Origin of the sequence: Flavobacterium chuncheonense, from assembly GCF_042686145.1 — a bacterium.
Taxonomy (GTDB): Bacteria; Bacteroidota; Bacteroidia; order Flavobacteriales; family Flavobacteriaceae; genus Flavobacterium; species Flavobacterium chuncheonense.
The window spans coordinates 322,148-334,748 of sequence record NZ_JBHUPC010000012.1 but is presented as its reverse complement, the minus strand read 5'-3'; the positions used below and the strand labels follow the sequence as shown (position 1 = coordinate 334,748).

The following is a 12,601-nucleotide window of genomic DNA, read 5'->3' as shown; positions in this document are numbered from 1 at the left end:
ATGTCTTCTGTTTTAAGCGGTAAAAAAATTTTACTAGGAGTTTCTGGCGGAATAGCAGCTTATAAAACAGCACATTTAGTTAGACTTTTTATAAAAGCAGGTGCTCAAGTACAAGTTGTAATGACACCTGCTTCTAAAGATTTTGTTACGCCCTTAACATTATCTACATTGTCCAAAAATCCTGTTTATTCTTCTTTTTTTGATGAAGATCAAGAAAATGGTGTTTGGAATAATCATGTGGAGTTAGCGCTTTGGGCGGATTATATGGTTATAGCGCCTGCTACTGCAAATACCTTGTCAAAAATGGCAAATGGTAATTGCGATAACCTCCTTATAGCTACCTATCTTTCTTCAAAATGTCCTGTTTACTTTGCACCAGCAATGGACTTGGATATGTACAAGCATCCTTCTACATTGGATAGCTTTTTCAAACTAAAGAAATTTGGTAATACCATAATTCCTGCTGAATCGGGTGAGCTTGCTAGTGGGCTTTCTGGTGAAGGAAGGATGGCAGAACCTGAGAATATTATAGCTTTCCTTGAAAATGATATTTCGGGCAAATTACCGTTGAATGGGAAAAAGATCATGATTACTGCGGGGCCTACTTACGAGGCTATTGATCCTGTGCGTTTTATTGGGAATCATTCTTCAGGAAAAATGGGTTATGATATCGCTAAATATGCTGCAGAAAATGGAGCGGAAGTAATTTTGGTTTCCGGGCCCTCTAATTGTATTATAAGCCATAGTAATGTTACTTTAATTAAAGTTGTATCAGCAGCAGAAATGTATGCTGCCTGTCATAAGTTTTATAATGACGTTGATGTGGTAGTTGCTGCAGCTGCAGTAGCAGACTATCGTCCAAAAAATGTAGCGAGTCAGAAAATAAAAAAGAATGATGCTGCGTTTACTATAGAACTGGAAAAGACAAAGGATATTTTATTGTCATTGGGTGAAATCAAAAAAAATCAGTTTTTAGTAGGTTTTGCGTTGGAGACGGAAAATGAAATTGAACACGCTAAGCAGAAAATTCAGAAAAAAAACTTAGATTTGATTGTTTTAAATTCATTGAATGATGTAGGTGCTGGTTTTGGTCATCCAACTAATAAAGTAACTTTTATAGATAGAAATGATGTAGTTGAACCTATGGATTTGAAAACGAAAGAGGAAGTAGCTCAAGATATCATTCTTAAAATAATTCAACATTATGGTGCGTAATTGGTTAGTAGTTTGTGTGTTTTTAATAACTGGTTTTTTGAGTTATGCTCAGGAACTTAATGCTACCGTTACGGTTAATGCGGATAGAATGACTGATGTCAATCCGCAAATTTTTAAAAACTTAGAGACTAAGGTTAAAGAGTTTTTAAATAATACCAAATGGACAAATGAAAATTACGATCAAAATCAACGAATTGAATGTAATTTTTTTATCAATGTTTCGGAATTTAATAGTAACAATATCAAAGCTACTTTACAAATTCAATCGACGCGTCCTGTTTTTAACTCAACATATTCATCACCTGTTTTAAATTTGAACGACAGAGAATTCGATTTTCGTTTTGTGGAATTTGAACAATTGGTGTACGATCCGAATAGTTTTAATTCAAATTTAATTTCTGTTTTAGCCTATTATGTCAATATTATTATAGCTGCAGATATGGATACTTTTAGTTCGTTATCAGGAACTAAATATTATGAAGTAGCTTCAAATATTGTTAATATAGCACAATCAAGTGGGTATAAAGGTTGGTCACAGTCAGAAGGAGGAAACAGTAACCGTTATTTTTTAATTTCAGATTTGTTGTCCAATACTTTTGTAGCGTATCGTAAAGCCATGTATGAATACCATTTTCAAGGGCTTGATATTATGAGTGAGGAACTTAAAACTGGAAAAGAAGGAGTGTCTAAAGCGATTGCGACTTTGTCAGGTATTCAGAAAGTGCGACCAAATGCTTTATTAACGCGTACTTTTTTTGATGCAAAAACAGATGAAATTGTTTCAATTTATACAGGAGGTCCTATGACAAATAATGCGGATTTGATTGAAACGCTAAACAGAATATCACCACTTAATTCTGTTAAATGGAATAAAATCCGTTAACTTTATCGCATAAAATTTCAATATGCTTTTATCGCTTACAATTAAAAATTACGCTTTAATTGAGTCGTTAGAAATTAACTTTTCGAACAAGTTCTCAATTATTACTGGTGAAACAGGTGCGGGTAAATCAATTTTATTAGGCGCCTTAGGTTTAGTATTAGGAAATAGAGCGGATCTAACCTCTTTAAAAGATAAAGAGCAGAAATGTATTATTGAGGCGCAGTTTTCGCTTTCCAATTATGATTTAAAACCCTTTTTTGCAGAAAACGATTTGGATTATGAAGATGATACAATCATCAGACGTGAAATTTTGCCTTCTGGAAAATCGAGAGCTTTTGTAAATGATAGTCCAGTAAATTTAACAGAACTTCAGTTGTTAGGGACTTATTTGATTGATATTCATTCTCAGCATGAAACACGTTCGCTTACCAATGAAGAGTATCAAATTGGAATTTTAGATATCGTAGCACAAAATAATGCTAATCTAATTACATTTCGTGAACATTTAAAAGCTTTAAAAGCCGCTCAAAAGGAATTGGATATTGCTATTGCGACTCGTGCTGCTTTGGCAAAAGAGCAAGAGTATAATTCTTTTTTATTACAGGAATTATTAACTGCGAATTTAAAAGAAGGTGAACAAGTTCAATTGGAAGAAGAGTTGGAACAATTGAGCAATGTTGAGCAAATACGTGAAAACTTAGATAAAGTTTTGGCTTTAGCGCATGAGGAAAATGTAGGGGTGCTAATCTCAATGAATGAAATACGTTTGGCTTTTCAAAAGTTGGCTAGTTTCTCAAAGGAAAATTTAGCATTATCAGACCGTTTTGAAAGTGTATGGATTGAGTTTAATGATATTGTAACCGAAAGTCATGAGCGTTCTGAAAAAGTAATTAAGGATCCAGAACGTTTAGAATATGTAAATGAAAAATTGCAAGTCATTTATAATTTGCAAAAAAAGCATCAGGTAGGAACAATTGAAGAGCTTTTAGTTATCCAAGCCGATTTAGATGCTAAAGTGGTTAAGGTTGATGATTTGCAACATGAAATTGAAAAACTCAATCAACAAGTAGAAAGTCTTCGTCAAAAAGTTGAAACTTCAGCTGCATTAATTGCTGAGAAACGTACTACTGCGGCCCCTGTATTGTCAAAGCAGATAATGGATATTATAGCGCAATTGGGAATGCCAGATGCGCAATTGATGTTTGAGATACAACGTTTGGATAGCTTTAATAAGTTTGGAAATACTTCGGTTAATTTACAATTTTCAGCTAATAAAGGCTTAGCACTTGGAGAAATTAAGAAAGTAGCCTCAGGTGGTGAAATGTCGCGTATTATGCTAGCGGTTAAAGCTGTTTTAGCAACGTATTCTAAATTGCCAAGTATAATTTTTGATGAAATTGATACGGGTGTTTCGGGTGAAATTGCCATCAAAATGGGCGAAATTATGAAGCAGATGAGTGATAATATGCAAGTTTTTGCCATCACACATTTACCGCAAATTGCTGCAAAAGGAGATCAACATTATAAAGTTTTTAAATACAACCAAGAAGGGACAACTATTTCAGAAATTAAACTACTTCCTACAGAAGATAGAATTGTAGAAATTGCCGAAATGTTATCGGGTAAGAGTATTACCGATTCGGCATTAATTCACGCAAAAGCTTTGTTGAACTAGTTATTTAATTTTATATTTGTGTGTAAATTTAACAAGTAGTTTTTACTATTGCTTAAAACAAACTAAAACAAGATAAAGATGATTATAGAACCTAGAATGAGAGGATTTATTTGTTTGACAGCTCACCCAAAAGGTTGCGAACAAAATGTAAAAAATCAAATAGAATATGTTAAATCAAAAGGGAAAATTGATGGTCCAAAACGTGTTTTGGTTATTGGTGCTTCTACAGGTTTTGGTTTAGCTTCAAGAATAACAAGTGCATTTGGTTCAGATGCATCAACAATAGGAGTATTTTTTGAAAAAGCACCGGCTGAAGGAAAAACGGCTTCACCAGGATGGTATAATTCAGCAGCTTTTGAACAAGAAGCACATAAAGCAAGATTATACGCAAAGAGTATCAATGGAGATGCGTTTTCAAATGAAGTAAAAGAACAAACAATCAACATGATTAAAGAAGATTTAGGTCAAGTTGATTTAATTATTTATAGTTTAGCATCTCCAGTACGTTTACATCCAGAAACTGGTGTTTTACACCGTTCGACTTTAAAACCTATTGGAAGTACTTTTACAAATAAAACGGTAGATTTTCATACAGGAAAAGTTTCTGAAGTTTCTATTGAGCCCGCTACAGCAGAAGATATTGCAAATACAGTTGTAGTAATGGGAGGTGAAGATTGGTCGATGTGGATGGATGCAATGAAGGCAGCAGGAGTTTTAGCAGATGGGGCTACTACAATTGCGTATTCGTATATCGGGCCAGAAGTAACAGAGGCTGTTTATAGAAAAGGTACAATAGGAAGAGCTAAAGATCATTTAGAGGCAACTGCTTTTGAAATTACAGAAAAGTTAAAAGATATTAATGGTAAAGGATATGTGTCTGTAAATAAAGCATTGGTAACACAAGCAAGTTCTGCAATTCCAGTAATTCCATTATACATTTCATTACTATATAAAATAATGAAGGCTGAAGGTATACATGAAGGTTGTATTGAACAAATTCAACGATTATATGCAGACAGACTTTATACGGGAAATGCTATACCTACAGATGACAAGGGAAGAATTCGTATTGATGATTGGGAAATGCGCGAAGATGTACAAAGTCAGATTGCTAAATTGTGGGGTGAGTCTACAACAGAATCATTGGTAGAATTAGGTGATCTTGCAGGCTACAAGCAAGATTTTTTAAATCTTTTTGGTTTCGGATTTGAAGGAGTTGATTATTTAGCTGATACTGACGAAATGGTAATGGTGCCAAGTATAAATTAAGAATTGAATCTAAATATTTTTTAAAAGCTCTATCCTCACAGGTAGAGCTTTTTTGTGTTAATTCTCTGATTTAGAATCAAATAATTTTGTTGTCGATTAGTGGTTCTGTAAATAATTTAATAAATTAGTAAAATATTAACTAATTAATAATTAAATTATGAAGAAAATTACTAAATTTTTATTTGTGTTTTTTCTTGTTGCTAGTTGGCATGTAGGAGCACAAATAAGTGTTGTAGAGAATTTCGATTCCGGGACCAGCCTGCCTATGGGATGGACGCAGGCAGGAGGAACAACAATTGCAGCAGCAGATGCTTGTTTTGGAAATTCAATTAGGGACAATCTTTACGGTTCGAGTACCACAGGTACATTAACCTCTCCCAATCAAGTTGCAGCTTCAAATGCAACAGATTTAACTTTCAGTTTTGATTATAAAATTGAAAACTGGAATTCTTCAACCGCAGCTCCTGCAGGTTGGGGGTCAACACAATTACAATATTCATTAGATGATGGTACTACGTGGACTACTTTTCATACTATAGATGATACAAATCATGTGGTATCTAATGTTTGTACTACTGTTACTCAAATTATTCCATTGGCGAGTTTACCCGCGGGTTCTGATTTTAAATTTAGATTCTCGCACACTTGGGCTTCAGGTGATTGGGATATTTATATAGATAATATCACTGTTAATCAGGTTTCTACTAATCCGCCAAGCTGTACAGCCTTGTCTGTTCCAGCTAATGGTGCAACAGGGATAACTAATACTGTTATTGCATGGCCAATAGCTTCGGGTATACCAACAGGTTATAAGTTGAGTATTGGAACGACTACTGGCGGTACTGATGTTTTGAATATGGTTGATGTAGGGAATGTTAATACATATGATATGGTGTCTTTAGGTAGCGGTACTACCTATTATGTTACTGTAGTGCCTTATAACGCATTAGGCGATGCAACGGGATGTACAGAATCGACTTTTACATCATGTGGGGCTCTTGTAGCTCCTTTTTCTGAAGGATTTGAAAATTCTGGTTCAATCCCAAATTGTTGGACTATGAGTGGAGGTGAAAATTGGCAGTTTTCAAATACGCCAGGGATAAATCATATTGGAAATAATGGTAATATGACTGGTTTTACACCTTCTGGAAATTATTTTGCTTGGGTTGATGATTCGGGAACACCACCCAATGATGTTACTTTAACGAGTCCTCCCATTGATATTTCTGCTTTAACAACTCCTAGAATTGTTTTTTATGAAATTAGTGATAATGAGGGATCAAATGAAAATGCAACATTAAATGTTGAAGTTTGGGATGGTGCAGCGTGGAATTTAATGGCTACATACAACACTAATACAATCGGATGGGAGAAAAAGATAATTAGTTTAAACTCCTTAACATTTACTGGGAATTTTATCCAAGTTAGATTTATCATTTTGGGTTCACCATCTCAATTCTATGATGATATTGCTATTGATGATGTAAGTGTTCAAGAAACGCCAAACTGTGTTGAACCATCTAGTTTTGCAGGTTCAAACATTACAGCTACAACTATTGATTTAAGTTGGACCGATCCAACAGGACAACAATTTGATTTTGAATATACAGTTCAAGCACAAGGTACAGGAGTGCCAACAGTAAGTGGTACACCAATAGATCAAGAAACCGTAACCGCTGGTGCTCTAACACCATTAATGCCAAATACTTTGTATGAAGCTTGGATACGTGCAGATTGTGGAACAGAATATAGTGATTGGGTAGGGCCTATTTATTTTAAAACGCTTTGTAGTGTATATACTGCGCCTTGGACTTATGATGTTGAAACGGCTGTAGCGACTACAAATGCATCAATTGAAGATTGTTGGTCAACTATTCCTACAGTTACGACAGCATTGTTTAGATGGAATGTTGATGCGTCAGGGTCAACTCCTACAACAGGAACAGGACCTTCGGGGGCTAATAGTGGAACTAATTATTTTTATACAGAAGGTTCAAGTGGAGCAACTGGTGCTGTAGCAGAATTGTATTCGCCTTTAGTAGATGTGTCTGGTTTAACAACTCCGTCATTACAATTTTATTACCATATGTTTGGTAATAACATGGGTGATTTACACGTTGATGTTTTTGATGGCACTACTTGGATAAATGATGTAGATGTAATAATAGGGCAGCAGCAAACTGCCGAAGCTGATATTTGGGCATTACGTATTGTTGATTTGTCTGCATATAATGGAACAATTCAAGTTCGCTTTCGTGGTATAAGAGGGAATGGAGGAAATTCAGATATGTCTTTGGATGATATTTCATTTGTTGAAGCGCCTACATGTTTTCCAGTTACAGATGTAACAGTTGATTTTGTTACCGATACAACAGTACAAATAGGATGGACTGATGGAACGGCAACCAATACTTGGAATATTGAATATGGTCCTGTAGGCTTTACACCTGGTACAGGTACTGTAGTGGCAGCTGGAGTTAATCCATATCTTTTGGGGTCTGTTACTCCATTAACACCCAATACGACCTATGAATTTTATGTACAAGCAAATTGTGGAGCCGGGGATTTAAGTTTGTTAACTGGACCAATAAGTTTTAGTACACTTTGCGCACCAGTTTCTGCACCATGGACTTATGATGTCGAGACAGGCTCGGCAACAACAAATTCTTCAATAGGGGATTGTTGGTCTTCAAATCCTTCAAGTATAAATAACGCTTACAGATGGGATTTGGATGATAATGGATCAACTCCAAGTGGCGGAACAGGTCCTTCAGGGGCTTACAGCGGTACAAAGTATTTTTATACTGAGGCATCATCTGGAGTTCAAGGTGATGTTGCTGAGTTATACACTCCTTTAGTTAACATTTCTGCATTAACTGCTCCTTCACTACAATTTTATTATCATATGTTTGGAGTAACTATGGGAGATTTGCATGTGGATGTTTTTGATGGAACAGCTTGGGTAAATGATGTTGATATAATTACAGGACAACAGCAGTTAGCTACTTCTGATCCATGGATATTAAAGGTTATTAGTTTAGCGTCCTATTCAGGAATCATTCAAGTAAGATTTAGAGCTGTGAGAGGAAATGGTTTAACAGGTGATATTTCATTAGACAATATAGCATTTGTTGAAGCACCTTCATGTTTACCTCCAACGTCTTTTGCGGCGAATAACATAACAGATATTTCGGTTGAATTGAGCTGGGCTGATATGTCGGCGGTAAGTCAATTTGATTTTGAATATGTTATTCAACCGCAAGGGACTGGTACTCCTTCAGCTGCAGGTATACCTATAAGTAACGCGACTTCTGTTGTTGATAATACTTTAACACCAGTTACTGCTTACGAAGCTTGGATAAGAGCTGACTGTGGCAATGGAACGTATAGTTCATGGGTAGGACCAGTGAATTTTGCAACAACTTGTGCGGTTTATTCGGTGCCTTCTGTGGAAGATTTTTCAATTTTTGTTCCTGATTGTTGGGAAAAAGGAGATAATGGCGATTTGGTTGCTGGGCCTGCGGCTTTTGGAGCAGGAAGTTGGTTTGCTGATGGATTTTCAAATAATGGGACTACTGGAGCGATTAAAGTTAACTTTTACAATCTTTCTTCAAATGAATGGATGATGACACCATTGTATAATATTCCGGCAACGGGTTATGAAATGAAATTTGATGCGGCATTAACGCAGTGGAATCAAACTTATGCACCTACTACGCCATGGGATGCAGGAGATAGAGTGGAGGTTTTGGTGTCTACAGGGTTCACTAATTGGACAGTGTTGTATACTTACGATAACACTAATCCACCACTTGCATCAGGTAGTACAAATATCATTGATTTGGATGCTTATGCTGGGTCAATTGTTCGTTTTGCGTTTAGGGTAATATCGGGTCCTACGGATGGATCAGATGATACCGACTTTTTTGTTGATAATTTTGAAATCAGATTAACCCCTACGACACCTCCTACTTGTGCAGCTAATGTTGTGGGTACACCAGATGCTACGTGTGGTAACTTTACATCTACGCTTACTTGGGATGCTGTTTCAGGCGCAGATGGATATCTTATCACATTGGGTACAACTTCAGGTGGTAACGATGTTTTGGATAACGTTGATTTAGGCGTAGCACTTAGTTATGATTATATCGGAACTTTAAATACAACATATTATTTTACAATTACTCCGTATAATGCTAATGGAAATGCGGCAGGTTGTACAGAAGCTACATTTACAACAAATGCAAATGGCTGTTATTGTACATCTGTGCCAACAAGTATAGATAATAATGGAGTTACTAATGTTCTTATTGGTACAACAAACTATCCAAACGGTGTAGTGGCATATGCAGATTATACAACTACTGGCACACCTCAGGATTTAGAAAGAGATGCTTTAGCAAACTTACAAGTTACTTTCGAAACAGGGTTTACATATGGTACAAATGTCTGGATTGATTTTAATGATGACTATAATTTTGATAGTTCTGAATTAGTTTCTTCCGGAACTTCTTTGAGTACAAATCCAACAACATTAGATGTATCATTTACTATGCCAGCTGATGCAGCACTTGGGAATCATAGAATGCGAATTGGGACGGCTGACTCAGGTCAAGTTCCGCCAAATCCATGTTATTCTGGTACTTGGGGAGTTACACTTGATTTTACAGTTAATATTATTGAAAATTTGAGTACTGCTACATTCATGAATAGCAGTTTTAAAGTATATCCAAATCCAGTAACAAACATTTTGAAATTGGAATATAATACTGAAATAACTAATGTTAAAGTTGCAAATATGCTAGGGCAAATTGTAATAGATGTCAATATGAATTCAACGAATACGCAAGTTAACATGTCACACTTAAATGCAGGTACTTATATGGTGAATGTTACCATAGGAGATAGTATTAAGACAGTTAAAGTTGTAAAACAATAGTTGTTAAGTATAGATTTATATTTTTAAACCCGCTAGTAATAGCGGGTTTTCTTTTTAAATTAAACACAGAAATTGATAACTATTTATTGGTATAAAAATTGTTTAATTTTTAATTTAAAAAAACAACGTTAAACTAATTGTTATATAAATGTTTTTTAGTTAAAATAATTAGGTTTACATTTATAGTGTTAAAAAGTTAAAACGTTAAAAAATTATCATGAAAAAAATTACTTATTTATTTATTGCATTTCTTTTGAGTTGGATGCTCTCAGCTCAAATTGAAGTCGATCAAAAGTTTACATCACTATCCACTCCTACAGGTTGGTTTAGAACGTCTGGTTCGAGTTATATATCTTCTGCAGACGCTTGTGATGGGTATTCATTACGATTTAATTTAAAGAGTACTGTAACTACAAATGAGCTTGTTTCTGCTAATTTTTCAGGAAGTTCAAACGGAACAGATGTAACATTTAAGTTTGACTATAAGATTGAAGATTACAATTCAACAAACGCAACTGCATTAGGTTTTGGAACTTCACAAATACAATATTCAACTGATAATGGAACCACTTGGGTAACTTTTTACACTATTGATGATAATACTCATGTGGTATCTAACCAATGTGTAACCATTACACAAACAATTCCAGGAACTTCAGTTCCTGCAGGTTCTGACTTTAAATTTAGGTTTTGGAATAATTATACTACTGGTAATTGGGATATTTATTTTGATAATATTTATATTCAGCAAGTTCCATCTGTCGTGCCCAACTGTGTGGCTTTAACAACACCAGCGGATGCCGCTACTTCAGTTTTAAATTCTGTTATTTCATGGCCAGCAGCAACTGGTTTAGCTGATGGTTATAAATTGAATGTTGGATCGACTAGTGGAGGTACTGATATTTTAAATTTATTTGATGTAGGAAATGTATTAACTTATGATTTGGGAACACTTGTTCCAGGAGCTACCTATTACGTGACTGTTGTGCCTTATAACGTAGCGGGTAATGCTGCAACTTGTACAGAGTCTAGTTTTTCAACATGCGGTGTTTATACAGCGCCTTATCTTGAGACTTTTGAAAATACTGGTCTTATTCCTAATTGTTGGTTGTTAACTGGAGTTGGATTATGGAAGTATAATAGCTCTCCAACAGGAACTCAGGTAGGTTTTCAGGGGTCAATTATTGGGTCAACCCCTTCAGGGGGATATTTTGCTTGGGTGGATGATTCAGGCTTTCCAACCAATAATGTATCCTTAACATCTCCTTTTATTAATGTTTCTTCTTTAGCGGTTCCACGTTTGGTATTTTACGAAATAAGCGATAACCAAGGAGTTGCTAATGCGACTTTAAATGTAGAAGTTTTTGATGGAGCGAATTGGAATACAATGGCAACCTATAATACTAATACGGTTGGTTGGTATAAGCGTGTTATTGATTTGAGTTCGTTGACTATTACAGGTAATATACAAGTTAGATTTACAGTGTTAGGTTCTACTTCTTCATATGATGATATTGCTATTGATGATGTTGCAATAGAAGAAACGCCAAGTTGTGTTGAACCTGATAATTTTGTGGTGACTGGTTTAACAACTACTACAGTTGATTTAAGTTGGAACGACCCAACAGGGGGGCAATTTGATTTTGAATATATTGTACAACAACAAGGATTAGGAGTTCCAACTGTTTCAGGCACTGCAATAAGTACAACAACTGTGACAGCAGGAATAGTAACGCCATTAACACCAGATACATTGTATGAAGCGTGGGTACGTGGAGATTGTGCAACTGATGGATATAGCTCTTGGGTAGGTCCAGTTTATTTTAGAACGGATTGTGTTTTAGCTGTTGCACCATACAGTTATGATGTTGAAAGTGCATTTGTTGCAGCAGAGATTGTAAACTGTTGGTCAGCTGCACCAGTGTTCAACTCTACATTTGTTTGGAATGTTGCTTATTCTGTAGCGGCGTCATCAACAGGACCTGCAGTCCCACATGGTGGAGCTAAATTTTTCTATGCAGAATCATCTTATGGGGCAAGTTCACAAGAAGCGGAATTGTTTATGCCAGAAGTTGATATAACAGGTTTAACTGATCCATCAATTGAGTTTTGGTATCATAAATATAGCGATATGGTTAATCAAATGGGTAATTTGTATGTGGATATTTTTGATGATATAAACTCTACTTGGGTTAATCTAGATGTTATAACAGGAGTAACACAATCTGCAAAAACTGATCCATGGTTGTTGCGTCAAATTAGTTTAGTAGGTTATACGGGTGTTGTTAAAATACGTTTTAGAGCTTCTAAAAATGGGACTAGATCGGATATTGCTATTGATGATATTGCAATAGTGAACAATCAAAATTTGAGTACTTCAACGTTTATTAATGATTCTTTTAAAATATATCCAAATCCTGTTGAGGATATTTTAAACCTAGAATATAATACAGAAATCAAAAATATTAAGGTGTTTAATTTACTAGGACAAGTTGTTATTGATGAAAATATTAATGCAGCTTCTACGCAATTTGATATTTCTGAACTTGAAACGGGGGCATATTTGGTAAATGTTACAATTGGAAATAGTGTTAAAACTGTTAAGTTTGTAAAGAAATAA

Annotated in this window: 6 protein-coding genes; all 6 read left to right on the top strand. The window is 35.2% G+C overall.

What is annotated here, in order from left to right; all coding sequences use genetic code 11:
- Positions 1-1,215, top strand: a complete 1,215-nt coding sequence (coaBC, locus tag ACFS5J_RS05380; protein WP_379811034.1) for a bifunctional phosphopantothenoylcysteine decarboxylase/phosphopantothenate--cysteine ligase CoaBC — start codon at positions 1-3, stop codon at positions 1,213-1,215.
- Positions 1,205-2,098: a type IX secretion system protein PorD gene (gene porD, locus ACFS5J_RS05375; protein WP_379811033.1), complete on the top strand. Its 894-nt coding sequence runs from the start codon at positions 1,205-1,207 to the stop codon at positions 2,096-2,098. Before coaBC ends, porD begins: the two co-directional genes overlap by 11 nt.
- Before the next feature lie 22 nt (positions 2,099-2,120).
- On the top strand, positions 2,121-3,773 hold the full coding sequence (gene recN / locus ACFS5J_RS05370) for a DNA repair protein RecN (RefSeq protein ID WP_379811032.1): 1,653 nt from the start codon (positions 2,121-2,123) through the stop codon (positions 3,771-3,773).
- Positions 3,774-3,851: 78 nt separating this feature from the next.
- On the top strand, positions 3,852-5,042 hold the full coding sequence (gene fabV, locus ACFS5J_RS05365) for an enoyl-ACP reductase FabV (protein ID WP_379811031.1): 1,191 nt from the start codon (positions 3,852-3,854) through the stop codon (positions 5,040-5,042).
- 157 nt (positions 5,043-5,199) lie between these two features.
- A complete protein-coding gene (locus ACFS5J_RS05360) occupies positions 5,200-9,981 on the top strand; it encodes a fibronectin type III domain-containing protein (protein ID WP_379811030.1) in 4,782 nt (1,593 codons plus the stop codon).
- A 217-nt stretch (positions 9,982-10,198) separates the two neighbouring features.
- Positions 10,199-12,601 carry a T9SS type A sorting domain-containing protein gene (locus tag ACFS5J_RS05355; protein ID WP_379811029.1) on the top strand — a complete coding sequence of 801 codons (2,403 nt, stop codon included), beginning with the start codon at positions 10,199-10,201 and terminating at the stop codon, positions 12,599-12,601.

Bases quoted from the DNA above. Each gene is read 5' to 3' on its own strand.
- coaBC (WP_379811034.1), top strand. From the start codon at position 1: ATGTCTTCTGTTTTAAGCGGTAAAAAAATTTTACTAGGAGTTTCTGGC.
- porD (WP_379811033.1), top strand. From the start codon at position 1,205: ATGGTGCGTAATTGGTTAGTAGTTTGTGTGTTTTTAATAACTGGTTTT.
- recN (WP_379811032.1), top strand. From the start codon at position 2,121: ATGCTTTTATCGCTTACAATTAAAAATTACGCTTTAATTGAGTCGTTA.
- fabV (WP_379811031.1), top strand. From the start codon at position 3,852: ATGATTATAGAACCTAGAATGAGAGGATTTATTTGTTTGACAGCTCAC.
- ACFS5J_RS05360 (WP_379811030.1), top strand. From the start codon at position 5,200: ATGAAGAAAATTACTAAATTTTTATTTGTGTTTTTTCTTGTTGCTAGT.
- ACFS5J_RS05355 (WP_379811029.1), top strand. From the start codon at position 10,199: ATGAAAAAAATTACTTATTTATTTATTGCATTTCTTTTGAGTTGGATG.